The sequence below is a fragment of the Burkholderia sp. Tr-862 genome (assembly GCF_011753085.1).
Lineage (GTDB): Bacteria > Pseudomonadota > Gammaproteobacteria > Burkholderiales > Burkholderiaceae > Burkholderia > Burkholderia ambifaria.
Genome location: NZ_VWWG01000008.1, coordinates 1 through 24924 on the forward strand (window position 1 = coordinate 1; position 24924 = coordinate 24924).

Consider the following 24924-nt stretch of genomic DNA (forward strand, 5'->3'; position numbering starts at 1 on the left):
GCGCCGGTCGGCGGCTTGAGCGTCGACGTCCGCGTCGGCGCGCCGCCGCACGCGGCAAGCAGTGCGGCCGTCGCGGCCGCCGCAACCCAGCCGGCCAGCCGGGGCCCAAACCACATACAATGTCCGTTCTTGATGGAAACCGCCATGTCAGATTTTCTCGACCAATATCCGATGCTCATCTTCGCGCTCGAAGCTTTCGTAGCGCTCGCCCTGCTGATCTTCATCGTCGTGTGGACGTCGTCGGGCAGGAAGAAGCACGCCCGCAGCAACGACCGCCAGCCGCGCTGACCGCCCTCGCACGCTCAATGCAGCGTGCGCGGCATGTGCAGCGCAAATTCGTCGACCGGCGCGTCGAACCGCTCGCCATCCTCCGCCACGCAGAAGTACGCGCCGCGCATCGTGCCGACCGGCGTCGCGATCACGGCCCAGCTCGTGTATTCGAAGTGTTCGCCCGGCTGCAGCAGCGGCTGGTGCCCGACGACGCCGAGCCCCTTCACTTCCTGCACGTGGTTCTCGCTGTCCGTGATGATCCAGTGACGCGCGATCAGCTGCGCCGCGACCTGCCCGGTATTGCGGATGGTCAGCGTGTACGCGAATGCGTATTGACGTCGATCGGGGTCGGATTGTTCCGGCAAGTAACTGGTTTTCACCGAAACGGTGAACTGATACTGACTCATGATGTTTCCGCTGTAGGTAAGCGCCCGCGCCAACTCGAGCGGCCAAGCCGCGGGCGCGCCGCATTGGTTCGGCATTCTATGCGGAATCGGGCCGCAACCGCACGGCCTGTCGCCGCGCACGGGGTCGCCGGACGGTAGAATGGCGGTTTTGCGCCGCAGCGTCCCCGCTCCCCTGTCATGACTCAATTCCGCATCGCTCCCAGCATCCTGTCGGCCGACTTTGCTCGGCTCGGCGAAGAAGTCCGCAACGTGGTCGCCGCCGGCGCCGACTGGATTCACTTCGACGTGATGGACAACCATTATGTGCCGAACCTGACGATCGGCCCGCTCGTCTGCGAGGCGATCCGCCCGCACGTGCAGGTGCCGATCGACGTGCATCTGATGGTGCGCCCGGTCGACCGGATCGTGCCCGATTTCGCGAAAGCCGGCGCGAACCTGATCAGCTTCCACCCGGAAGGCTCGGACCACATCGACCGGACGCTGTCGCTGATCCGCGATCACGGCTGCAAGGCCGGCCTCGTGTTCAATCCGGCCACGCCGCTGAACTATCTCGACCACGTGATGGACCGCCTCGACTTCGTGCTGCTGATGTCGGTGAACCCCGGCTTCGGCGGCCAGTCGTTCATTCCGGAAACGCTGAACAAGCTGCGTGAAGCGCGTGCCCGCATCGACGCGTACACCGAGCGCACCGGCCGCGAGATCCTGCTCGAGGTGGACGGCGGCGTGAAGGCCGACAACATCGCGGAAATCGCGGCAGCCGGCGCGGACACCTTCGTCGCGGGTTCGGCGATCTTCGGCAAGCCCGACTACCGCACGGTGATCGACGAAATGCGCGCCGCGCTCGCCACCGTCGAGCGGAGCTGACGCCGTGGCCGATTCCTCGCTGGCGGGTCGGGCACCGGCCGAAGCCGACGGCCCGATCCGTTTCGCGGCGCCGCGCATCGACGCGGCGCTGATCGACCTCGACGGCACGATGGTCGATACGGCCGACGATTTCACGGCCGGGCTGAACGGAATGCTCGCGCAGCTCGGCGCGCCGGCCACGTCACGCGACGAGGTGATCGGCTACGTCGGCAAGGGCTCCGAGCATCTGATCCAGAGCGTGCTGAAGCCGCGCTTCACGCCCGACGAAGCGCACGCGCGCTTCGACGACGCCCTCGCGATCTATCAAACCGAATACGCAAAGATCAACGGCCGTCACACGCGCCTCTATCCCGAGGTCGCGGCCGGCCTCGATGCGTTGCGAGCGGCCGGCATCCGGCTCGCGTGCGTGACGAACAAGCCGCATCGCTTCGCGGTCGAGCTGCTCGAGCAATACGGGCTGATCGATCGCTTCGGCATCGTGCTCGGCGGCGACAGCGTCGCGCGCAAGAAGCCTGATCCACTGCCGATGCTGACAGCCTGCGACGCGCTCGGCGTCGCGCCGGACGCGGCGGTCGCGATCGGCGACTCGGAAAACGACGCATTGGCGGGCCGTGCGGCCGGCATGGCGACGCTGACGGTGCCGTACGGGTACAACCACGGCAAGGCTATACAAACGATAAATTCGGATGGTATAGTCGATTCGTTGCTGGTCGCAGCACGCGCGATCACCGCGCACAACGCCGGCCGGCCAACCATCTGATTATTTCTTCCATCCGCATGTTTCTGAATAAAAAACGGAGTCTGAGCAGCATCGACCGGGGAGCCTGGCCCTGGCGTCGCTGGTCGCGCTAACCTCTTCGATGAGGTACGCTGAGGCACGTCTTCAGCGCCGTTTTTTATCTCGCTGCGCATCCGCGCGCCGATCGTCGCACCACCTCGAGTTCTACCGCGCCCGAACGCTTGCGTTCAGGATCGGCCGCAGGCTCGCGACGCTCACGCCCGGAATGCCGGCCGGCAACAGGCACTTCTCGATCGACCGCCCTTTCGCCGACGGCAGCCCCCGCAGCGTCAAGTGATCCCTGGCGCACGCCGCCGCTCGTCCCGAACAGGACCGGAACATGACCGAACTCGAATTCCAATCGCTCGCGAACGAAGGCTACAACCGTATCCCGCTGATCGCGGAAGCGCTCGCCGACCTCGAAACACCGCTGTCCCTCTACCTGAAGCTGGCCCAGCCTGAACGTGCGGGCGCCAACTCGTTCCTGCTCGAGTCGGTGGTCGGCGGCGAACGCTTCGGCCGCTATTCGTTCATTGGCCTGCCTGCACGCACGCTGGTGCGCACCCGCAACGGCGTGTCCGAAGTGGTGCGCGACGGCCAGGTCGTCGAGACGCACGACGGCGACCCGTTCGAATTCATCGAGTCGTTCCAGGCGCGCTTCAAGGTCGCGCAGCGCCCGGGCCTGCCGCGCTTCTGTGGCGGCCTCGCCGGCTATTTCGGCTACGACGCGGTGCGCTACATCGAGAAGAAGCTCGCGAACACCGCGCCGCGCGACGATCTCGGCCTGCCCGACATCCAGCTGCTGCTCACCGAAGAAGTCGCGGTGATCGACAACCTCGCCGGCAAGCTCTACCTGATCATCTATGCGGATCCGGCCCAGCCCGAGGCTTATACGAAGGCGAAGCAACGCCTGCGCGAGCTGAAGCAGCGCCTGCGCACGACCGTGCAGCCGCCCGTCACGTCGGCGAGCGTGCGCACCGAGACGTTCCGCGAATTCAAGAAGGAAGACTATCTGGCCGCCGTGCGCCAGGCGAAGGAATACATCGCGGCCGGCGAGCTGATGCAAATCCAGGTTGGCCAGCGGCTGACGAAACCGTACCGCGACAATCCGCTGTCGCTGTATCGCGCGCTGCGCTCGCTGAATCCGTCGCCGTACATGTATTACTACAACTTCGGCGATTTCCACGTGGTCGGCGCGTCGCCGGAAATCCTGGTGCGCCAGGAAAAGCGCGGCGAAGACCAGATCGTCACGATCCGTCCGCTCGCCGGCACGCGCCCGCGCGGCAACACGCCCGAACGCGACGCGGAACTCGCGACCGAACTGCTGAACGATCCGAAGGAAATCGCCGAGCACGTGATGCTGATCGACCTCGCGCGCAACGACGTCGGCCGCATCGCGCAGATCGGCTCGGTGCAGGTTACCGACAAGATGGTGATCGAGAAGTACTCGCACGTGCAGCACATCGTCAGCTCGGTCGAAGGCAAGCTGAAGCCCGGCATGACGAACTACGACGTGCTGCGCGCGACGTTCCCGGCCGGCACGCTGTCCGGCGCGCCGAAGGTGCGCGCGATGGAACTGATCGACGAACTCGAGCCGGTCAAGCGCGGGCTGTACGGCGGCGCCGTCGGCTACCTGTCGTTCTCGGGCGAAATGGATCTCGCGATCGCGATCCGCACGGGCCTGATCCACAACGGCAACCTGTATGTGCAGGCGGCGGCCGGCGTCGTCGCCGACTCGGTGCCCGAATCCGAATGGCAAGAGACCGAAAACAAGGCGCGCGCGGTGCTGCGTGCGGCGGAACAGGTCCAGGACGGCCTCGATAGCGACTTCTGACCGGAGACTGACCATGCTGCTCATGATCGACAACTACGACTCGTTCACCTACAACCTGGTCCAGTACTTCGGCGAACTGGGCGAGGACGTGCACACGTACCGCAACGACGAAATCACGCTCGACGACATCGCGCGCCTGAATCCCGACACCATCTGCCTGTCGCCCGGCCCGAGCAACCCGCAACACGCGGGCATCACGCTCGACGTGCTGCGCGAATTCGCGGGCAAGAAGCCGATTCTCGGTGTCTGCCTCGGCCACCAGGCGATCGGCGAAGCGTTCGGCGGCCGCGTGGTGCGCGCGAAGACCATCATGCACGGCAAGGTGAGCCGGATCGAAACCGACTGCCACGGCGTGTTCGCCGACCTGCCGAAGCATTTCGACGTCACGCGCTACCACTCGCTCGCGATCGAACGCGAGTCGCTGCCCGACTGCCTCGAGGTGTCCGCGTGGACGGACGACGGCGAGATCATGGGCGTGCGCCACAAGACGCTGCCGATCGAAGGCGTGCAGTTCCACCCCGAATCGATCCTCTCCGAACACGGCCATGCGCTGCTCGAGAATTTCCTGAAGCAGAATCGCGCAGCGGCCCACGCGGCTGCGCCGGCCGCCTGACGGGAGACGCACGATGACGATTACCCCGCAGGAAGCGCTGCAGCGCACGATCGAGCACCGCGAAATCTTCCACGACGAGATGCTGCACCTGATGCGGCTCATCATGCGCGGCGACATGTCGCCCGTGATGGCGGCCGCGATCATCACCGGGCTGCGCGTGAAGAAGGAGACGATCGGCGAGATCGCCGCCGCCGCGACCGTGATGCGCGAATTCGCGAATCACGTCGAGGTGCAGGACAACTCGAACTTCGTCGACATCGTCGGCACGGGCGGCGACGGCTCGCACACGTTCAACATCTCGACCGCGTCGATGTTCATCGCGGCAGCGGCCGGCGCGAAGGTCGCGAAGCACGGCAACCGCGGCGTGTCGAGCAAGTCCGGCAGCGCCGACGTGCTCGACGCGCTCGGCGTGAACATCGACCTGCAGCCCGACCAGGTTGCCGCGTCGATCGCCGAAACCGGCATGGGCTTCATGTTCGCGCCGAACCACCACCCGGCGATGAAGAACATCGCGGCCGTGCGCCGCGAGCTGGGCGTGCGGACGATCTTCAACATTCTCGGCCCGCTGACCAATCCGGCCGGCGCGCCGAACCAGCTGATGGGCGTGTTCCACCCCGACCTCGTCGGCATCCAGGTGCGCGTGATGCAGCGTCTGGGCGCGCAGCACGTGCTGGTCGTGTACGGCAAGGACGGGATGGATGAAGTGTCGCTCGGCGCCGCGACGCTCGTCGGCGAATTGCGCGACGGCAAGGTGCACGAGTACGAGATCCATCCGGAGGACTTCGGCCTGCAGATGGTGTCGAACCGCACGCTGAAGGTGGAAAATGCCGAGGAATCGCGCACGATGCTGCTCGGCGCGCTGGACAACCAGCCGGGCGTCGCGCGCGAAATCGTCACACTGAACGCGGGCACCGCGCTCTACGCGGCCAATATCGCCGAATCGATCGCGGACGGCATCCAGCTCGCCCGCGAAGCGATCGCGAGCGGCAAGGCGCGCGCGAAGGTCGACGAACTCGTGCGCTTCACGCAGCAGTTCAAGCGCTGACTCCCCTTACGAATCAAGCAGGAACCCACATGAGCGACATTCTCGACCGAATCATCGCCGTCAAGCGCGAAGAAGTCGCGGCGGCCATGCGCAGTACGCCGCTCGAGGCACTGAAACTGGACGCATCGGCGCGCGACCTGCGCGACTTCGTCAGCGCACTGCGCGCGAAGCAAGCGGCCGGCAACGCAGCGGTGATCGCCGAAGTGAAGAAGGCGAGCCCGTCGAAGGGCGTGCTGCGCGAGCATTTCGTGCCGGCCGACATCGCGCGCTCGTATGCGGCCCACGGCGCTGCGTGCCTGTCGGTGCTGACCGACGAGCAGTTCTTCCAGGGCAGCGTCCGCTACCTCGAGGAAGCGCGCGCGGCCTGCACGCTGCCGGTGCTGCGCAAGGACTTCATCGTCGACGCGTACCAGATCCTCGAAGCGCGCGCGATGGGCGCCGACGCGATCCTCCTGATCGCGGCCGCGCTCGACACGCCGCTGATGCAGGACCTCGAGGCGTATGCGCACTCGCTCGGCCTCGCGGTGCTGGTCGAAGTCCACGACCGCGACGAGATGGAACAGGCGCTGACGCTGAAGACACCGCTGCTCGGCATCAACAACCGCAACCTGCGCACATTCGAGACGACGATCCAGACCACGCTCGACATGCTCGACATGATTCCGCCGGAACGGATGGTCGTGACCGAGTCCGGCATCCTGTCGCGCACCGACGTCGACACGATGCGCGCGGCGAACGTGAACGCGTTCCTCGTCGGCGAAGCGTTCATGCGCGCCGAGCAGCCGGGCGAGGAACTCGCGCGGATGTTCTTCTGATGGCGATCGAAACGGAAATCAAGCTCGCGCTGCCGGCCGGTCAGGCCGATGCCGCGCGGCGCTTTTTCGCGACGCTGACCGGCGAAGACGGCGACGTCATCACGCTCGCGAACGTCTACTACGACACACCCGAACTCGCGCTGGCCCGCTCGAAGAGCGCGGTGCGCGTGCGCCGCACGCCGCATGGCTGGCTGCAGACCTTCAAGACGGTCGGCAGCGCGCAAGACGGCCTGCATAGTCGCCACGAATGGGAGTTGCCCGTTGCCGGCGATGCGCTCGAAATCGATGCGCTCGTCGCCGCGTGCGACGTGCCGGACGCTGCCGCCGCATTGCGCGACGCGGCGCCGGCGCTGCATACGCTGTTCCGGACGGATTTTTCGCGTACGCTGTGGCGCATCGCAATCGGCGGTGCAACCGTCGAGGCCGCGGTCGACGTCGGCGAGATCGTCGTCCAGACGGAAAACGATACGCGCCGCGAACCGATCAGCGAAATCGAACTCGAACTGATCGACGGCCCGGAAGCGGCGCTCGCGACGCTCGCCGCCGAACTGCAGCAGGCGCTGCCGGGCCTCGCCCCCGAAAACATCAGCAAGGCGCAGCGCGGCTATCGGCTGCGCGCGCAATAAACACGCATCACGCATGGCAACCCGCAAGACTCTCCGCACGCCGCAGCAGGCGTCGCTGTTCGACGATCCCGTGCCGGAAACGGCGCAGGACGATGTTTCCGCCACGGCGCCCGCGCCGGCCGCAGCCGGGCGTAAACCCGCAAGGAAGGCCGCGGCGGCCGCCCCGGTTTCCGCCGCGCCGCAGCCCGCGCGCCCCGTTGTCGCGAACGTCCCACACCTCGCCGCACAGTTCGACGCGCTGCCGGCCGTCTGGCGCGACGTGTTGAAACCGTTCACCGACAGCGATGCGTATGCGCCGCTGTGCCGCTTCGTCGACGATGAACGCGCAGCCGGCAAGACGGTCTACCCGACCGACGTGTTCCGCGCGCTGCGCCTGACGAGCCCGGACGACGTGAAGATCGTGATCCTCGGCCAGGACCCTTATCACGGCGACGACCGCGGCACACCGCAGGCGCACGGCCTGGCGTTCTCGGTGCCGCCGGCCGTCCGCACGCCGCCGTCGCTGCGCAACATCTTCAAGGAAATCGCCGCGAATTTCGGTCATGACACGCCGCGTCACGGCTGCCTCGACACCTGGGCGCGCCAGGGCGTGCTGTTGCTCAACACCGTGCTGACGGTCGAGCGCGGCGCGGCTGCGAGCCACGCGAAGCGCGGCTGGGAGCAATGCACGGACACGCTGATCCGTGAACTGGCCAACCGCCATCGCGGGCTCGTGTTCATGCTGTGGGGCGCGCACGCGCAGGCGAAGCGCGCGCTGTTCGATGCGAGCGCGCACTGTGTGCTCGAGGCGCCGCATCCGTCACCGCTGTCCGCACACCGCGGCTTCCTCGGTTGCCGCCACTTCGCGCTCGCGAACGACTATCTCGTCGAAGCGGGCCGCGAGCCGGTCGACTGGCGCCTGCCTGAGGTGGCCGAAACGCTCGCGTAATCGCGTTCCGCTTTTACCCGCACCACGCAAGAACGCCGCGCCCTTTCGGGACGCGGCGTTCTTTCATGCGGCGACGCAACGCGGGTGCGATGCACCCGCGCGGGCCTTACGCGGCAGCGATCGCTTCGCGTGCGCTGGCGAGTGCCGCGCTCTGCGAATCCGGCCCGAGGTTCAGGCCTTCCGCGTGGATGAAGCTCACGTCGGTCAAGCCGATGAAACCGAGGAACGTACGCAGGAACGGCGTCTGGCTGTCGTTCGGCGTACCGGCGTACTTGCCGCCGCGCGCCGTCACCACGTAAACCTTCTTGCCCTTGATCAGCCCTTCCGGACCGTTCTCGGTGTAGCGGAACGTGACGCCTGCGCGGGCGATCCAGTCGAAATACGTCTTCAGTTGCGACGAGACGCCAAAGTTGTACATCGGCGCACCGATCACGATGATGTCGGCGGCTTGCAGTTCGGCGATCAGCGCATCGCTCTTCGCGACGATCGCATTCTGTTCCGCGCTGCGCTGCTCGGCCGGCGTGAAAAATGCGCCCAGTACCGATTCGTCGAGGTGCGGCAGCCCGTTGGCCAGCAGGTCGCGAACCACGACCTTCGCACCGGCGTTCGATTGTTGCAGCTTTGCCGTCAGTTCGTTGGCCAGCAGCGTGGATTGCGCACCTTGCGAGCGCGCCGCGGAATTGATTTGCAGAATGGTCGTCATGTCAGGCTCCAGTTGGGCTGCGCTTCGGTAGCGCGAGTGACGCCATTGTGCGTGGCCGCATCGTCGCGAAAAAGCGGCTCAGGGGCGACGGATTGTTGCAGCAGCAGAACAATCGATGGTCGCGCCCCTAAAGCCGCTCGTGCTGGATCAGCCCTTCAGCCAGATTTCCCGGGACTTGCGCGCGGCGGCCGGTTTCGCGGCCGCCGTGAGCCGGTAGCGCATGACTTCAGGCCCGTCCAGCTTCAGTTTCGCGGTCCGCAGTTCGTCGCGGCGGAATGCGTGCACCTCGACCTTGTCGCCCGGGCGGTAGCGCGCGAGCAGCGTGTCGAGATTCGTGCCGGTGACGCGCAGCCCGTCGAGCGCGATCAGCGTGTCGCCGGCCGACAGCCCCGCGCGATGCGCGCCGCCGCCTTCGTACACCGCCGCCAGCGTGCAGTCCGCACCGCCGCGCAGGCGCGCGCCGATCGTCGGTTTCGCGGCCGCGCCAGGCGCAACCTCGGGCGCGAGCGTCACGCCGAACGGCGCGAGCAGTTCGGCGAGCGGCAGGTCGCGCGTGCCGTGCACGGCGTCGGCGAATAGTCGGCCGAGTGCCACGCCCGTCGCTTCCTCGATCAGCGCCTCGACCTCGTTTTCCTCGACGCCCGCCTGCTTGCCGCGATAGAACTCGCGGCCGTAGCGCTGCCACAGCAGACGCATCACGTCGTCCAGCGACTTGCGGTCGCGCGTCTGCGCGCGGATCGCGAGATCGAACGCGAGCGCGACGAGCGAACCCTTCGTGTAATAGCTGACGATCGCGTTGGTCGCGTTCTCGTCCTGGCGGTAATACTTGATCCACGCGTCGAACGAGCTGTCCGCGACGCTTTGCTTCAGGCGCCCCGTGCCGCGCAGCACGCCGCCGACGGTACGGCCGAGCGCCGCAAAATATTCGTCCTGCGACATCAGCTCGCTGCGCACGAGCATCAGGTCGTCGTAATACGACGTGAAGCCCTCGAACAGCCACAGCAGCGACGTGTAGTTCTCCCGCGCGAGGTCGTACGGCACGAACGCGGCCGGCTTGATGCGCTTCACGTTCCACGTGTGGAAATACTCGTGGCTGCACAGGCCGAGATAGGTGCGATAGCCTTCCGCCGTTTCCGGTCGGCCCTTCACCGGCAGGTCGGTGCGGTTGCAGATCAGCGCGGTCGACGCACGGTGCTCGAGGCCGCCGTAGCCGTCGCTGACCGCGAGCGTCATGAACACGTAGCGGTCCATCGGCGCCTTCTTCGATTTCGGCTCGAACAGCGCGATCTGCGCTTCGCACACGCACTTCAGGTCGGCGCGCAGCCGTTCCATGTCGAGCTGCGTCACGCGCCCGGCGATCACGATGTCGTGCGGCACGCCGTGCGCGTCGAACGTCGCCAGCGCGAATTCGCCGATCGTCACCGGATGGTCGGTGAGCTCGTCATAGTTCGAGGCCCGATATGCGCCGAACCCGTAGCGCTTGGTGCCGCGCGCCTCGGGCAGCGACGTACCGACGCGCCACGTGCGGAACGCCGCGCCCGCCGGTTTCGCGATGTCGACTTCGCACGGGGCATCCTCGCGACCGGCGACGCTCAGGAACACGGCCGTCGCATTGAAGAAGCCGCCCGATTCGTCGAGATACGCAGAGCGGACCGACAGATCCCACGCGTACACGTCGTAACGCAGCGTCAGCGTGCCGTTCACCGGCGCAGCCTGCCACGTGTTCTTGTCGGTTTTTGCGATCCGCACCTTGCGGCCCGCGTCGTTGAACGCGGCAAGCGTCACGATGTTGCGCGCGAACTCGCGCACGAGGTAGCTGCCGGGAATCCATACCGGCAGCGAGAAGCGCTGGCCTTCGGGATCGGGATCGGTGACCGTCACCGACACTTCGAACAGGTGCGCGGCAAGATCTTTCGGGGCAATCGAATAACGGATCGGCTGGGTCATCGTGGCAATCGGTCGAAAATCGGACGGAATATGGCGGCGGAAACGAAGAGAGGCGCCGGCAGATATCGCGGGCGCCCCTCGCTGGCCGGGCCATGCGGCCCGGCGTGTCGGTCGGTTACTTGTTCGACGCGAGCGCCTGATTCAGCTGATCGGCCGATACCGCGCCCGGCAGGCGACGGCCGTCGGGCAGGAAGATCGTCGGTGTGCCCGTGACGTTCATCCCGCGGCCGAGCGCGAGGTTCTTGTCGAGCGCGCTCGTATCGCAGTTGCCGGCGCCGGACGGTGCGCGATGGTCGAGCATCCAGCCCTCCCAGCTTTTCGCACGGTCGGTCGCGCACCAGATCGCCTTCGACTTCGTGGTCGAATCGGGCGACAGCACCGGGTACAGGAACGTGTAGACGGTCACGTTGTCGACCGACTGAAGCGTCGTCTCGAGCCGCTTGCAGTACGGGCAGTTCGGATCGGAGAACACCGCGATCTTGCGTGCGCCGTTGCCCTTGACGACTTTGATCGCGTTCGCGAGCGGCAGGCTCGCGAAGTCGATCTTGTTCAGGTCGGACAGGCGCGCGTCGGTCAGGTTCTTGTGCGTCTTGGTGTCGACGAGATCGCCGAGCAGCACGTAGTCGCCGGCCGCATCGCTATAGATGATCTGCGTGCCGAGGTTCACTTCGTACAGGCCCGCGACCGGCGCTTTCGACACGCTCTTGATCGGCGCATCGCTGCCCAGACGCGCTTGCAGCGTGGCTTTCAACTTGTCGGTGGTTTGGTCGGCCTGCGCGGTGCAGCCGAGCGTCGCCATCGTGACGGCCAGCGCCAGCGATGCGATGCGGATCGTTTTTTTCATCCTGTTGTTCCTTCAGCTCAATCGGAGTGCACGTCACAGTGTACGCCGTAACGGAACCCTGTCCGACAGGCCGGGCGCGCGAAGGTTCGATCAGCCGAGCGCGGCCGACACGAGCCAGCGCTTCACGAGCGGTTGCGCGCCGACGAACGCCATCCCCGCGTTGCGCACCGCCTTCGCGAACGAGCCGGGCACCGCGAACAGCCGCTGCAGCCCGTCGGTCGCGACCATCAGCGCGCGGATGTCCTCGCGGCGCGAACGCTCGTAGCGGCGCAGCAGCACCGTGTCGCCGAGGTTGCGGAAGCGCTCCTTGTTCGCGATCGCATCCGCCAGCGCCGCGACGTCGCGCAACCCGAGATTCATCCCCTGCCCCGCGAGCGGGTGGATCAGGTGTGCGGCATCGCCGACGAGCGCGACGCGCGGGGCGATCAGCTTGTCGACGGTCTGCAGCGCGAGCGGGAAACCGGCGGCCGGCGTCACGCATTCGAGCGTGCCGAGCTGCCCGTGCGACACGCGCTCGACTTCGGCCGCGAGTTGCGCAGGATCGAGCGCGAGCAGTTCGTCCGCGTGCGCGGTGTGCGCGGACCACACGAGCGACACATGGCCGTCCGGCAGCGGCAGCAGCGCGACGATCTCGCCGTCGCGGAACCATTGGGTGGCGGTCTCGCGGTGCGGGAGCGATGCCTTGAAGTTCGCGACGACGCCCGTCTGACGGTAATCGCGCCGCTCGATCCTTGCCCCCATTTGGGAGCGCACCCAGGAATGCGCGCCGTCCGCGCCGACCACGAGGTCCGCTTCGAGCACTTGCCCCGACGACAGCGTGAGCACGGCCGCGTCGTCGCGCACGTCGAAGCCTTGCGCGCGCGCATCGAACCATGTGAGGTTCGGCTGGAACCGCAGCGCGGCGTCGAGCGACGTCTCGATCAGCGACGATTCGGCGATCCAGGCGAGCTGCGGAACGGACGCCTGATAGGCGGAGAAATGCAGTTCCGCCTGCGCATCGCCGTACACACGCATGTCGTAGACCGGCGCGAGCCGGCCATGGTCGAGCGCCTGCCAGACCCGCAGCCGCTCCAGCAAGGCCTGCGAGCTGGACGACAGCGCGTAGATGCGCGTGTCGAACGCGAGATCGGCGGGGCGCGGCGCAGCCGGCTGGGCGAGCAAGGCAGTCTTGTAGCCGGACTGGGTCAGCGCGAGCGCGGCGGTCTTGCCGACGAGCCCGCCGCCGACCACGGCGACGTCGAAGGTGTGGTGGGCAGTCATGGCGGGCATTATAGCCGCGGGGCCAATCCCTTACGCGGCCGGACTTTGCGGGAAATCAGCAGAATCGCGGGCCGGCCCGGCAGCGCGGCGGCCCGTCGCATCGGGCGTTCGGGGGAAGGCCGGAAACCGGGGCGTCGGCACGGTACAATAGCGCCTTCGAACATCGGCCCGCCGCACTCCAGGCGCCGGCCGTCCCTATTTTTCCCGCGCCGCCGCGCTTTGTCCGGCCGCGCCGCCTCACCGGTCCGAAGGATTCCATGAGCCTCAAATGCGGCATCGTCGGCTTGCCCAACGTCGGCAAGTCCACCCTGTTCAATGCGCTGACCAAGGCCGGCATCGCCGCCGAGAACTACCCGTTCTGCACGATCGAGCCGAACGTCGGCATCGTCGAAGTGCCCGACGCGCGCCTGAAGGCGCTGTCCGAAATCGTCAAGCCCGAGCGCGTCGTGCCGGCCGTCGTCGAATTCGTCGACATCGCCGGCCTCGTCGCGGGCGCGAGCAAGGGTGAAGGCCTCGGCAACCAGTTCCTCGCGAACATCCGCGAAACCGATGCGATCACGCACGTCGTGCGCTGCTTCGAGGACGACAACGTCATCCACGTCGCCGGCAAGGTCAGCCCGATCGACGACATCGAAGTGATCAACACCGAGCTCGCGCTCGCCGACCTCGGCACCGTCGAGAAGGCGCTCACGCGCTACTCGAAGGCCGCGAAGTCGGGCAACGACAAGGAAGCGGTGAAGCTCGCCGCGGTGCTCGAGAAGGTGCGCGCGCACCTCGACCAGGGCAAGGCCGTGCGCGGCCTCGACCTGTCGGACGACGAGCAGGCGCTGCTCAAGCCGTTCTGCCTGATCACCGCGAAGCCGGCGATGTACGTCGCGAACGTGAAGGACGACGGCTTCGAGAACAACCCGCACCTCGAAGTGGTGCGCAAGTACGCGGAAAGCGAGAATTCGCCGGTGGTCGCGGTGTGCGCGGCGATCGAGGCGGAAATCGCCGATCTCGACGATGCGGACAAGGAAGCGTTCCTCGCCGACATGGGCATGGAAGAGCCGGGCCTCGACCGCGTGATTCGCGCGGGCTTCAAGCTGCTCGGCCTGCAGACCTACTTCACCGCGGGCGTGAAGGAAGTGCGCGCGTGGACGATCCACATCGGCGACACGGCGCCCCAAGCGGCCGGCGTGATCCACACCGACTTCGAGCGCGGCTTCATCCGCGCGCAGACGATCGCCTTCGACGACTTCGTCTCGTACAAGGGCGAACAGGGTGCGAAGGAAGCCGGCAAGATGCGCGCGGAAGGGAAGGAATATGTCGTGCACGACGGGGATGTGATGAACTTCCTGTTCAACGTCTGATACGCGAATGGCGATGCTGTGCAATATGCACGGCGTCGCATAATGCGCATCCGGCACGAAAAGCGAATGGGCCGATTGGCAAACGCCAATCGGCCCATTTTTCATCACGGTGCCTGCCGAGCGAGCCGAAGGCGAGGACCCTGCCCGCCTTCGGATCGTCGGTTCATCAGGTCGCCGACACCCGCCGCCCCGCCCCTGCCCGCGCATCGCGCCCCCGCTTGTTCAGCCACGCGGCAAACAGCACGAGCAACGCGAGCACGGCCGTCGCACCCACTTCCATCCGGTGTTCCTCGCTGACGAACATCACGGTCAGCGTGCCGCAAATGAACAGGATCACCGCCCACGTGAGCCACGGGAACAGCCACATCCGCAGCGTCAGGTCGGCGCCGCCCGATTCGAGCGTCTTGCGCATCCGCAGCTGCGAGATCGCGATCACGAGATACACGAGCAGCGCGATCGCACCCGACGTCGCCAGCAGGAAGCCGAACACCTGTTCCGGCATCAGGTAGTTGGCGATCACGGTCAGGAAACCGAACGCCGTCGATGCGAGCACGGCCGCACGCGGCGTGCCGGTCGAGTCGGTACGGTGCAGGAACGCGGGCGCGTCCTTGCGCCTGGACAGCGAGAACAGCATCCGCGAGGCGGTGTAAAGCGCGGAATTCAGGCAGCTCGCGACCGACACGAGCACGATCACGTCGATGATCGCCTTCGCGTTCGGAACGCCGATCAGCTCCATCGCGCGCTGATACGAGCCGTGCTTCGGCAGCAGCGGATCGTTCCACGGCACGATGGCCGCGACGACGAGGATCGAGCCAAGATAGAACAGCGTGATCCGCCAGATCACCGAGTTCGTCGCACGCACGATCTGGCGTTGCGGGTTATCCGATTCGGCGGCCGCGATCGTCACGATCTCGGTGCCGAGGAACGAGAACATCGTCGTCAGCATCGCCGCGAGCACCGCGCCGGCGCCGTGCGGCATGAAGCCGTCATGCGCAAACAGGTTCGACACGCCCGACACGGCCGGGGCAGGAACGATGCCGACGATCGCCGCACCGCCGATGCACAGGAACACGACGATCGCGACGACCTTGATCAGCGCGAACCAGAATTCGAATTCGCCGTAGTTCTTGACCGAGAAGAGGTTGGTGATCGTCAGCAGCAGCGTGATGCCGAGCGCGAAGATCCAGGTCGCGACGCCCGGGAACCACGCATTGAGAATGGTCGCGGCGGCCGTCGCCTCGATCGGGATCACGAGCACCCAGAACCACCAGTACAGCCAGCCGATGGTGAAGCCTGCCCAGTGGCCGATCGCGCGATCGGCATAGGTCGAGAACGAACCGCTGTCCGGATGCGCGACGGCCATCTCGCCGAGCATGCGCATCACCAGCACGACCAGCAGGCCCGCGATCGCATACGCGAGGATCGATGCCGGGCCGGCCTCGGCGATGGCGTGGCCGGAGCCGACGAACAAGCCCGCACCGATGACGCCGGCAATCGACATCATCGTCACGTGACGCTGCTTCAGGCCCGTGCCGAGGCCTGTGTTGCTTCCACTCATATGTCTCTCTCCAAAAAACGATTCCGGTACGACCGGGGGTCTCGTGAAGGCGGCGTGGGGAGTTGTCGTTGTTGAACCCGGCAGCCCGCCGCGCGTGCGCGGCATGCGGGCAGGAAGCCGGATCGAGCCTGGTTCGGTCGGTGCGCGACGCAGTCTGCGAAGCTGCGGGTGCGATGCGGCACGCGAGGATGCCGGCGCATCGCGTGCGCCCTTTCCGTCGGCTGTCGGTCAGCCGCCTTCGAAGCGAACGAGTGTAAGCATCAAACGGTTCTTCACTAAGAACCAATTGAAGAATTTCGATGGAACCACTTGTTGCATCGATGTGAATCGATGCAACGCTTGCTCCGGTTCGGCGTCCGCTTGGCGCGTCGTCGGAGCGGGCAACCGAAGGCGATGCCGCCCTCGGCATCGCGGCGGCCCCGATCCGTCGAAGAGGTTCGTTCGCCGCGCGGGCGCCGCGCCGGATGCTCAGTTCGCGTCGCGCGGCCCTTCGTCCCGCCATTTGGCCGGGACGATCGCCCGCCATTCTCGCAGAAGCAGATTTTTCACGGCGTCGGGATGCGCGGCCGACAGGCGCACCAGCACGATGGGCCAGCCCGCGTAGTGGTCGGTCACGTAATACACGTCGGGCTCCGATTCGATCAGCCACGCGCGCTCGTCGGGGCCGACGCCCTTCACGACGAGCGTGTCGCCGTCCTCGCGCAGGCGCGCGAGCATCTTGCCCTTCACCTTGAGCGCGGGCGTGCCGTACGACGTGCCCTCCTCGACACCGCGCCATGCCAGCGCGATCCGCCGAACTTCGTCGAATGTCACGATGCGCCTCCGTCCGCCGATGATCGACGCCCCGCACACCGTAGCGGAAATCGTGAACGACGCCTAGCCGCGAGGTGTCAGGCCGCGCGGCCGGCGACGCGTGCCTAGCGGCCGGCCGCGCGCGCCGTCAGTGGCGCGCGTCCGGTGGTGGCGACGATCGCGAACGCGATCGCATTGGCGGCCGCGCTGGCCAGGATCGGCACGAGATAACCGCCGCCCGCGTCGTAGATGAAACCGGCCGCGGCGGGCCCGATCAGCGTGCCGAACGCAACGCTCGTGTATAGCACGCCTATGATCGCGCTCACGTTGCGGCCGCCGAAGTAGTCCATCACGACGGCGGGCAGCACGGCGACCCAGCCGCCGTAGAACACGCCGAACACGAGTGCGAACGCGGCGAGCGTCGCGACGCTCCCGGCGCCGGCCCACGCAACGAGCGCGACGGCCATGCCCGCGAACATCGCGAGCAGCGACGCGCGGCGGCCGAAGCGATCGGCGAGGCCGCCGAGGAAGAACCGCCCTGCCGTGCTGCCGACGCCGATCGCGCCGAGCAGCAGCACGGCCGTCGACGGCGCGACGCCATGATCGAGCGCGTACGGCACGAGGTGCACGAACGGCACGAAGACACCGAACGAGCACACGAGACACGCCGCGTAGAGGCTCGCGAACGGCCGCGACGCGACGGCCTCGCGCACGGTCGCACCGGCCGGAACCGATGACGCGGCACCCGGCAGCGCATCGCCCGCTTGCGTACGCGCCACATCGCCGTCGGGCAGCAAGCCGCGCCCGCGCGGGTCGTTCTCGATCAGCAGCGACATGCCCGCGCCCACCACCACCGCGAGCGCCGCCAACGTGACATACGCGCCTCGCCAGCCGACGTGCGCGATCAGCGCGGACGCGAGCGGCGGCATCACCAGCGTGCCGACGCCGATCCCTGCAACCGCGAGCCCCGACGCGAAGCCGCGCCGCCGCACGAACCAGCGTTGCACGGCACCGACGGCCGGCACATACGCGCAGCCGACGCCGACGCCGACACCGAGCCCGTACGCGACATAGACCTGCAGCAGCGTATGCGCGGCACCGGCTGCAGCCAGACCGGCGGCCGTCAGCAACATGCCGGCGACGGCGAGCCGTCGGGAGCCGAAGCGATCGGCAAGCGGGCCGCTGACGATGCCGAAGCCGAAATACAGGAAGCCGGCCAGCGAGAACACGAGCGAGATCTGCCCGCGCGACGCGGCGAAATCCCGCTGCAGCGATTCGACGAACGCGCTGAACGTGTACGCACTGCCGAAGCCGACGAACGTGACGGCGAACGCGGCCGCCACCACATACCAGCCGTAGAAGACGCGCGATGGGCGCGGGCCGCTCATGACGATGCTCCTCCCAGGTTCCGCCGGACGCCGCGCGGCGCCCGGATTGCCTCATGGATATAGTTGAACTATGTTGATCGCATCGGTCGCCGCAAGTCAGTCGCGACGAATGCGATCCTATGCGACAACGGTACTCGCGCGGACCCATTGCCTCAAACGATATTTCGTCGGCCTTTCGCTTTAGAAAAACTGAATGAACCGTTCCCGCCTGCCGCCCCTCAACGCGCTACGTGCGTTCGAGGCGGCGGCCCGCCACCTGTCGGTGAAATCCGCGGCGCAAGAGCTGTCGGTCACGCCCGGCGCGGTGAGCCAGATGATCCGCACGCTCGAGCGCCACCTCGGCGTGGAGCTGTTCGAGCGCGTGAACCGCGGCATCCTGCTGACCGCCGCGGGCCGCGACTACCTGCCGCCCGTGCGCAACGCGTTCCGGCAGATCGCCGACGCGTCGCAACGCGTGTCGGGAGCCGCCGACAGCGGCGTGCTGACGGTGAGCGTCACGCCGTTTTTCGCGTCCGCGTGGCTCGTGCCGCGCCTCGCGCAGTTCCGGGACGCGTGCCCGGACATCGACCTGCAGATCGCCACGAGCCATGCACTCGCCGATTTCTCGCGTGACGGCGTCGACGTCGCGATCCGCCACGGTCTCGGCCGTTACGTCGGGCTGTGCAGCGAACGGCTGCTGACGGTGGAGATCGTCGCGCTTGCGGCACCGGCACTCGTCGCGCGGCTGGGCATGCCGGCCACCCCCGCCGACCTGGCCGGATGGCCGCATCTGCACGACGCCGAGCGCAAGGGCTGGCACATCTGGTTCGACGCGCAGCGGATCGACGATTTCGGTCCGCCGCGCGGCCCCGCGTTCGACGATTCCGGCCTGTTGCTGCAGGCGATTCTCGCCGGCCAGGGTGCGGGCCTCCTGCCGGCGGCGATGGTGCGCAACGAGCTCGCGAGCGGCCGGCTCGTGCAGCTTGCCGACATCGCGTGGCTCGACGACTTCGCGTACTACCTCGTCTACCCGCCGCATCACGCGGAACGTACGAAAGTCGCGGCGTTCCGCCGGTGGATTCTCGAGGCCGCGCAAGCCGACGGCGCGGCATCGATGACCGGCGCGGCGTAGCGTCGCCGCGCCTCGGCGCAGCGGCACCGATCTTCGGCCGATCGGCTAACATGCGGCCCGGGATCGACAGCAGATAACAACATCCGGAGAGAGACCATGCCTGCCCAGCTCCGCCGCGCGATGCGCATCGCGACCCTGTCCGCCGCGCTGTTCGCCGCGTGCGCCGCCGTGCCGCCTGCGGCGCACGCGTATCGCGCGTCGCCCGGCTACGGCAACGAAGCCGACCTCGACCGGCACGACACGTACCGTAATCGCGACGGCGACACCGTCCATGCGCCGGCCCATTCGAAATCGGGCCGCGTGCCCGAGGGCGCGAGCGCGCGCTGCCGCGACGGCACGTACAGCTTCAGCCGCCATCGGCGCGGCACCTGTTCGGGGCATGGCGGCGTCGCCGCGTGGCTGTGAACGCGGGTCGGCCGAATGGCCGGCGCGGTGTCAGCGGCAGCCGGCGGCGAAGTACAATACGCACTCGCGCCGCCAACCCGCGGCGACACCGCCGCGCCCCGCGCGGCACGCTCCGTACCGAATCCCCCGACGCCACGCATGCCCAGGCGCTGCGAGGCAGTCTCAACCCTTTCTGACTTTCACACCCAAATGGCCCAATACGTTTTCACGATGAACCGGGTCGGCAAAATCGTGCCGCCCAAGCGCCAGATCCTGAAGGACATCTCGCTGTCGTTCTTTCCCGGCGCGAAGATCGGCGTGCTCGGCCTGAACGGCTCGGGCAAATCGACGCTGATCCGCATCATGGCGGGCGTCGACAAGGACATCGAAGGCGAAGCGACGCCGATGCCGAACCTGAACATCGGCTACCTGCCGCAGGAACCGCAGCTCGACCCGACGAAGACGGTGCGCGAAGCCGTCGAGGAAGGCCTCGGCGACCTGTTCCAGGCGAACAAGAAGCTCGAGGAAATCTACGCCGCGTATGCGGAGCCGGACGCCGACTTCGACGCGCTCGCGGCCGAGCAGGCGAAATACGAAGCGATCCTCGCGTCGAGCGACGGCGGCAGCCCGGAGCAGCAGCTCGAAGTGGCCGCCGACGCGCTGCGCCTGCCCGCGTGGGACGCGAAGATCGAGCACCTGTCGGGCGGCGAAAAGCGCCGCGTCGCGCTGTGCAAGCTGCTGCTCGAGAAGCCGGACATGCTGCTGCTCGACGAACCGACCAACCACCTCGACGCCGAATCGGTCGACTGGCTCGAGCAGTTCCTGGTGCGCTTCCCGGGCACCGTCGTCGCCGTCACGCACGATCGCTACTTCCTCGACAACGCAGCCGAGTGGATTCTCGAACTCGACCGTGGCCACGGCATTCCTTGGAAGGGCAACTACAGCAGCTGGCTCGACCAGAAGGAAGAACGCCTGAAGCAGGAAGAAGCATCGGAATCGGCGCGTCAGAAGGCGATCAAGAAGGAACTGGAGTGGGTGCGCCAGAACCCGAAGGGTCGCCAGGCGAAGTCGAAGGCCCGTATCGCGCGCTTCGAGGAGCTGAATAGCCAGGAATACCAGAAGCGCAACGAAACGCAGGAAATCTTCATCCCGGTCGGCGACCGCCTCGGCAATGAAGTGATCGAGTTCAAGAACGTCAGCAAGGCGTTCGGCGACCGCCTGCTGATCGACAACCTGAACCTGAAGATCCCCGCCGGCGCGATCGTCGGCATCATCGGCCCGAACGGCGCCGGCAAGTCGACGCTGTTCCGGATGCTGACCGGCAAGGAACAACCGGATTCGGGCGAAGTCGTGATGGGCCCGACCGTGAAGCTCGCGTATGTCGACCAGAGCCGCGACGCGCTCGACGGCTCGAAGACGGTGTTCGAGGAAATCTCGGGCGGCGCCGACGTGCTGACGGTCGGCAAGTACGAAACGCCGTCGCGTGCGTACATCGGCCGCTTCAACTTCAAGGGCGGCGATCAGCAGAAGATCGTCGGCAACCTGTCCGGCGGTGAGCGCGGCCGCCTGCACCTCGCGAAGACCCTGATCTCCGGCGGCAACGTGCTGCTGCTCGACGAACCGTCGAACGACCTCGACGTCGAAACGCTGCGCGCGCTGGAAGACGCGCTGCTCGAGTTCGCGGGCTCGGTGATGGTGATCTCGCACGATCGCTGGTTCCTCGACCGGATCGCGACGCACATCCTCGCGTTCGAAGGCGATTCGCAGGTCACGTTCTTCGACGGCAACTACCAGGAATACGAAGCCGACAAGCGTGCACGCCTCGGCGAGGAAGCCGCGAAGCCGAAGCGCCTGCGCTACAAGCCCATCAGCCGCTGAACGGCGCGGCCCGGGCACCCGGCACTGCGGCAACGCGGGGCCGGTGCCAAAAGCGGCCGCCGCCGGATCGGCAAAACGAAAAAGCGGGCCGCTGGCCCGCTTTTTTTATCCGGCTGTCGTTCGGCCGCCTACGCGAGCGCGCCCAGCTCACGCAGGCGCGCCTCGGTCGCTGCCGCGCTCGTGTGATGAATGCCATGCCAGCCGAGTGCCGTCGCGGCCGCCGCGTTCTTCGCGTTGTCGTCGATGAACACGAGTTCGTGCGGCGCGATGCCCGGCAGATGCGGATCGATCCGCGCGTGCATTTCGCGATAGATCGCCGGATCGGGTTTCACGAGCTTCACGCGGCCCGACACGACGATGTCCTTGAAGCGCCGCAGCACCGGGAAGTTGTCCCATGCATACGGAAAGGTCTGCGCGGACCAGTTGGTCAACCCGAAGAGCGGCATCCCCTGCGCGTCGAGCCGGTCGACGAGCGCGGCGCCTTCGTCGAGCACGCCGCCGATCATCTCGTGCCAGCGTGCGTAGAACGCGCGGATCAGCGCCTCGTGCTCCGGAAACTTCGCGACGAGCTCACTCGTTCCCTCGTCGATCGTCTGCCCGCCGTCCTGGAGGATCACCCAGTCCATCGCGCACACGTGCGTGAGGAACCAGCGACGCTCGGTTTCGTCCGAAATCAGTTGCCGGTACAGATATTCGGGGCTCCAGTCGATCAGCACGCCGCCGAAATCGAACACCACGGCCTTGATCGTCATGCGAACTCCGTTGCAAGCACGTCCGCGAGCGGACGCGGCCGCACCGCGTTGCCCGACAGCGTATTGTTTTCCCAGACGAAGTGATGATGCGCGACGATCTGCGCGGCCGACAGGTGCGTGCGCTCGTTCGTCGTGTGTAGATCGGAGACGACGGTCGTCCGGTAGCCGAGCAGTGCCGCGCGGCGGGCGGCCGAATCGACGCAGAACTCGGTCGCATAGCCGCAGATCAGCACCGAACGGACTCCGTGGCCGTCGAGCTGCGCGGCGAGCGGCGTGTCGTGGAACGAATCGCTCACCTGCTTGCGGATGCGCCAGTCGGCGCGACCGACGATCAGCGCCTCATGCAGTTCCCAGCCGGGCGTGCCGGGCACGATGTCGTCGTCCGCATCGCCGTCGTGCTGCACGAAGCATACGGGCGCGTGTGCCGCGCGCGCCGCCGCCGTCAGCCGGTTGATGCCCGACACGACGTCGTCGAGCCGGTACGCGGGCCGCGCGCGCTGCACCAGCCCGCGCTGCATGTCGATCACGATCACTGCGGTGTCTGCCATCGGTTGCCCTCTCGGTCATGGTCCGGCCGTCCTGCGGCCGGTATCGCGTGTTGCGTCAGATCGGCTGCGTGCGCGCGTCGAGCCACGCCTTCGCGTCGCCGCTCACGTGCCGGCCGACACGCTCGCGCACGGTCGCGTGATACGCGTTCAGCCACGCGCGCTCGTCTTCATGCAGCATCTCGATCAGCACGCAGCGCGTGTCGATCGGGCACAACGTGAGCGTCTCGAACGCGAGGAAGTCGCCGAACTCGGTCTGCCCGCCCGCGCGGTTCACGACCAGGTTCTCGATCCGGATGCCCCATTTACCGGGCCGGTACACGCCCGGCTCGATCGACGTGATCATCCCTTCTTCCATCGCCGTGTACGGCTCGGCCGGCGCGTAGTGCGAGATGACCTGCGGGCCCTCGTGCACGTTCAGGAAATAGCCGACGCCGTGGCCGGTGCCGTGGCCGTAGTCGAGCCCGGCCGCCCACATCGGCGCGCGCGCGATCGCATCGAGCATCGGCGAGCGGACGCCGCGCGGGAAGCGTGCGCGCGACAGCGCCATCATCGACCTCAGCACGATCGTGAAATCGCGGCGCTGCAGGTCGCTGAGCGTGCCGACCGGCACGACGCGCGTGATGTCGGTGGTGCCGGTCGTGTACTGGCCGCCCGAATCGACGAGCAGCAGGCCGTCGCCGGCGATCGTCGCGTGCGACTCGGGCGTTGCGCGATAGTGCGGCATCGCGCCGTTCGCGTTGAAGCCGGCGATCGTAGCGAAGCTCGGCGACACGTAGCCGGGGCGCCGTGCGCGCGCGGCCGTGAGCTTCTCGTCGATCGTCAGCTCGGTGACGGTCTCGCGGTTCACCGCCTGCTCGAACCACGCGAAGAATTCGGCTAGCGCGGCGCCGTCGTGCTCCATCGTCACGCGCACGTGCTCGATCTCGGCGGACGTCTTGCGCGACTTCGCGAACGTCGACGGGTTCACTGCCTCGATCAGCTTCACGCCGGCCGGCACGGCCTCGAGCGTGCCAAACGTCACGCGGCGCGGATCGATCAGCAGCGTCGCGCCGTCGGGCAGCGCCGCGAGCGACGCGTGCACGGCGTCGTACGCACGGACCTCGACGCCGTCCCGCGCGAGCGACGCGGCCAGCGCCGGCGACACCTTGCCGTCGGCGACGAACAGCGTCGCGCGATCGGCGCCGATCAGCGCGTGCGCGACGAACACGGGGTTGAAGTTGACGTCGGCGCCGCGCAGGTTGAACAGCCACGCTAGATCGTCGAGCGTCGACACGAAATGCCATTGCGCGCCCTGCGCCTGCATCGCGCGGCGCACTTCGGCGAGCTTGCTCGCGCGCGTCGTGTCGGCCTGCGGCGCCAGGTGCTCGAACACCGCGTCGCCCGGCAGCCCCGGGCGCTCCGGCCAGATCGCGTCGAGCAGGTCGAGATCGGTGCGTAGCGCGATACCGCGCGCGCTCAACGCGGCCGTCAGCGCGCGTGCCGCCGTGACGCCGAGCACGGCGCCGTCGACACCGACCGTCGCACCGGCCGGCACGTTCTGCGCGAGCCAGTCGACGTGGGGCGCGCTCTGCTGCCCGCCCGTCATCTTCATCAGCTGGACGCCCGTGCCGGCGAGTTCGGCCTCGGCCTGAACCCAGTAACGGCTGTCGACCCACAAGCCCGCGAAATCCGCGGTCACGACCAGCGTGCCGACCGAGCCCGTGAAACCGGACAGCCAGCGGCGCGCCTGCCAGCGCTCGGGCAGGTACTCGGACAGGTGCGGATCGGCGGACGGCACGAGATAGGCGGCCAGATCCTCGCGGACCATCGCGCCGCGCAGCAGTGCGAGGCGGGCCGGCACCGGCGAGACTTCGGGGAGACGGGCATTCATGACTTCACCTGAGCGCTTTCGCGACGGGCCGACAGGGCGACCGTCACGGCTACGGCGAGGAACGCGACACCGGTGCAGACCGGCCATTCGAGCGTTTCGCCATCGTAAAACAGTCCAGAGAGGTTGCCGGCCATACGCGCGGCGGCGGCGCCTGCGATGCCGACCAGCACCACGATCCACCATGCCGGCCGGCCCGTGCGCCGCATCGGATGCAGCCACCGGCCGAACAGCCCGACGGCCGCTCCCAGGACAAGGATTCCAAACCAGTTCATTCGACGCCTTCTATAAATTCAGATTCGTCCCATAGGCGTGAACGTTGCCAGCGGCTAGCATCGATTCATCCATCGAACCCGAGAC

The 24924-nt window shown here is 67.3% G+C and carries 24 protein-coding genes and 1 pseudogene; 12 read left to right on the forward strand and 13 right to left on the reverse strand.

All coding sequences use genetic code 11. From position 1 onward, the window contains the following. Together F3J14_RS35545 and apaG are read right to left on the reverse strand one after the other, a co-directional pair. A pseudogene (locus F3J14_RS35545) lies at positions 1-224 on the reverse strand (murein transglycosylase); the annotation flags it as partial. A gap of 78 nt (positions 225-302) precedes the next feature. Beyond that, positions 303-677: a Co2+/Mg2+ efflux protein ApaG gene (gene apaG / locus F3J14_RS04615; RefSeq protein ID WP_166722007.1), complete on the reverse strand. Its 375-nt coding sequence runs from the start codon at positions 675-677 to the stop codon at positions 303-305. Between the two features lie 177 nt (positions 678-854). On the opposite strand from apaG, the gene rpe reads away from it, so the two are divergent. From rpe to F3J14_RS04655, 8 genes are all read left to right on the forward strand, one after another. Beyond that, on the forward strand, positions 855-1541 hold the full coding sequence (gene rpe / locus F3J14_RS04620) for a ribulose-phosphate 3-epimerase (RefSeq protein WP_006752695.1): 687 nt from the start codon (positions 855-857) through the stop codon (positions 1539-1541). 4 nt (positions 1542-1545) lie between these two features. Beyond that, complete coding sequence (locus F3J14_RS04625) at positions 1546-2301, forward strand: phosphoglycolate phosphatase (protein ID WP_166722008.1); 756 nt, start codon at positions 1546-1548, stop codon at positions 2299-2301. A 358-nt stretch (positions 2302-2659) separates the two neighbouring features. Then, complete coding sequence (gene trpE, locus F3J14_RS04630; protein ID WP_166722009.1) at positions 2660-4153, forward strand: anthranilate synthase component I; 1494 nt, start codon at positions 2660-2662, stop codon at positions 4151-4153. 13 nt (positions 4154-4166) lie between these two features. Continuing rightward, positions 4167-4766 (forward strand): aminodeoxychorismate/anthranilate synthase component II, encoded by a 600-nt coding sequence (locus tag F3J14_RS04635; protein WP_166722010.1) that lies wholly within the window; start codon positions 4167-4169, stop codon positions 4764-4766. Between the two features lie 13 nt (positions 4767-4779). Then, a complete protein-coding gene (gene trpD / locus F3J14_RS04640) occupies positions 4780-5811 on the forward strand; it encodes an anthranilate phosphoribosyltransferase (RefSeq protein WP_011655871.1) in 1032 nt (343 codons plus the stop codon). A 29-nt stretch (positions 5812-5840) separates the two neighbouring features. Further along, the gene (gene trpC / locus F3J14_RS04645) at positions 5841-6626 is read left to right on the forward strand and encodes an indole-3-glycerol phosphate synthase TrpC (protein ID WP_166722011.1); all 786 of its coding nucleotides are present in this window, start codon (positions 5841-5843) and stop codon (positions 6624-6626) included. Next, positions 6626-7252 carry a CYTH domain-containing protein gene (locus F3J14_RS04650; RefSeq protein WP_166722012.1) on the forward strand — a complete coding sequence of 209 codons (627 nt, stop codon included), beginning with the start codon at positions 6626-6628 and terminating at the stop codon, positions 7250-7252. Before trpC ends, F3J14_RS04650 begins: the two co-directional genes overlap by 1 nt. Before the next feature lie 13 nt (positions 7253-7265). Continuing rightward, on the forward strand, positions 7266-8180 hold the full coding sequence (locus F3J14_RS04655) for a uracil-DNA glycosylase (protein ID WP_166722013.1): 915 nt from the start codon (positions 7266-7268) through the stop codon (positions 8178-8180). Positions 8181-8286: 106 nt separating this feature from the next. Here F3J14_RS04655 and F3J14_RS04660 read toward each other — a convergent pair whose 3' ends face one another. The 4 genes from F3J14_RS04660 to F3J14_RS04675 form a co-directional block, all read right to left on the reverse strand. Further along, positions 8287-8883, reverse strand: coding sequence for an NAD(P)H-dependent oxidoreductase (locus F3J14_RS04660; RefSeq protein WP_166722014.1), 597 nt, complete (start codon positions 8881-8883; stop codon positions 8287-8289). Positions 8884-9030: 147 nt separating this feature from the next. Beyond that, the gene (locus F3J14_RS04665; protein WP_166722015.1) at positions 9031-10830 is read right to left on the reverse strand and encodes a PDZ domain-containing protein; all 1800 of its coding nucleotides are present in this window, start codon (positions 10828-10830) and stop codon (positions 9031-9033) included. A 115-nt stretch (positions 10831-10945) separates the two neighbouring features. Next, positions 10946-11674, reverse strand: a complete 729-nt coding sequence (locus F3J14_RS04670) for a DsbC family protein (RefSeq protein ID WP_166722016.1) — start codon at positions 11672-11674, stop codon at positions 10946-10948. 90 nt (positions 11675-11764) lie between these two features. Next, the gene (locus F3J14_RS04675; RefSeq protein ID WP_166722017.1) at positions 11765-12943 is read right to left on the reverse strand and encodes a UbiH/UbiF family hydroxylase; all 1179 of its coding nucleotides are present in this window, start codon (positions 12941-12943) and stop codon (positions 11765-11767) included. 248 nt (positions 12944-13191) lie between these two features. Between F3J14_RS04675 and ychF the strand changes: the two genes are divergently transcribed. Further along, positions 13192-14286, forward strand: coding sequence for a redox-regulated ATPase YchF (gene ychF / locus F3J14_RS04680; protein ID WP_166722018.1), 1095 nt, complete (start codon positions 13192-13194; stop codon positions 14284-14286). Between the two features lie 166 nt (positions 14287-14452). On the opposite strand, the gene gabP is transcribed toward ychF, so the two are convergent. The 3 genes from gabP to F3J14_RS04695 all read right to left on the reverse strand — a co-directional run bounded on the left by gabP (position 14453) and on the right by F3J14_RS04695 (position 18024). Beyond that, positions 14453-15844 carry a GABA permease gene (gabP, locus tag F3J14_RS04685; protein ID WP_166722019.1) on the reverse strand — a complete coding sequence of 464 codons (1392 nt, stop codon included), beginning with the start codon at positions 15842-15844 and terminating at the stop codon, positions 14453-14455. 468 nt (positions 15845-16312) lie between these two features. Continuing rightward, positions 16313-16657 carry an MmcQ/YjbR family DNA-binding protein gene (locus F3J14_RS04690; RefSeq protein WP_166722020.1) on the reverse strand — a complete coding sequence of 115 codons (345 nt, stop codon included), beginning with the start codon at positions 16655-16657 and terminating at the stop codon, positions 16313-16315. A 104-nt stretch (positions 16658-16761) separates the two neighbouring features. Next, positions 16762-18024, reverse strand: a complete 1263-nt coding sequence (locus F3J14_RS04695) for an MFS transporter (protein ID WP_166722021.1) — start codon at positions 18022-18024, stop codon at positions 16762-16764. A gap of 193 nt (positions 18025-18217) precedes the next feature. Between F3J14_RS04695 and gcvA the strand changes: the two genes are divergently transcribed. From gcvA to ettA, 3 genes are all read left to right on the forward strand, one after another. After that, the gene (gcvA, locus tag F3J14_RS04700) at positions 18218-19135 is read left to right on the forward strand and encodes a transcriptional regulator GcvA (RefSeq protein ID WP_166722022.1); all 918 of its coding nucleotides are present in this window, start codon (positions 18218-18220) and stop codon (positions 19133-19135) included. Positions 19136-19231: 96 nt separating this feature from the next. Then, positions 19232-19540: a DUF3761 domain-containing protein gene (locus F3J14_RS04705; protein WP_006752678.1), complete on the forward strand. Its 309-nt coding sequence runs from the start codon at positions 19232-19234 to the stop codon at positions 19538-19540. Positions 19541-19729: 189 nt separating this feature from the next. Beyond that, positions 19730-21397 (forward strand): energy-dependent translational throttle protein EttA, encoded by a 1668-nt coding sequence (ettA, locus tag F3J14_RS04710; protein ID WP_006752677.1) that lies wholly within the window; start codon positions 19730-19732, stop codon positions 21395-21397. A 128-nt stretch (positions 21398-21525) separates the two neighbouring features. On the opposite strand, the gene F3J14_RS04715 is transcribed toward ettA, so the two are convergent. From F3J14_RS04715 to F3J14_RS04730, 4 genes are read right to left on the reverse strand one after another with little or no spacing between them, the layout of a single operon-like run. After that, complete coding sequence (locus F3J14_RS04715; protein ID WP_166722023.1) at positions 21526-22149, reverse strand: HAD-IA family hydrolase; 624 nt, start codon at positions 22147-22149, stop codon at positions 21526-21528. Next, on the reverse strand, positions 22146-22697 hold the full coding sequence (locus F3J14_RS04720) for a cysteine hydrolase family protein (RefSeq protein WP_166722024.1): 552 nt from the start codon (positions 22695-22697) through the stop codon (positions 22146-22148). Before F3J14_RS04720 ends, F3J14_RS04715 begins: the two co-directional genes overlap by 4 nt. Before the next feature lie 55 nt (positions 22698-22752). Then, on the reverse strand, positions 22753-24567 hold the full coding sequence (locus F3J14_RS04725; RefSeq protein ID WP_166722025.1) for an aminopeptidase P family protein: 1815 nt from the start codon (positions 24565-24567) through the stop codon (positions 22753-22755). Then, positions 24564-24839, reverse strand: a complete 276-nt coding sequence (locus tag F3J14_RS04730; protein WP_006755625.1) for a hypothetical protein — start codon at positions 24837-24839, stop codon at positions 24564-24566. The genes F3J14_RS04725 and F3J14_RS04730 overlap by 4 nt, the downstream gene beginning before the upstream one ends. Between the last annotated feature and the right edge of the window lie 85 nt (positions 24840-24924).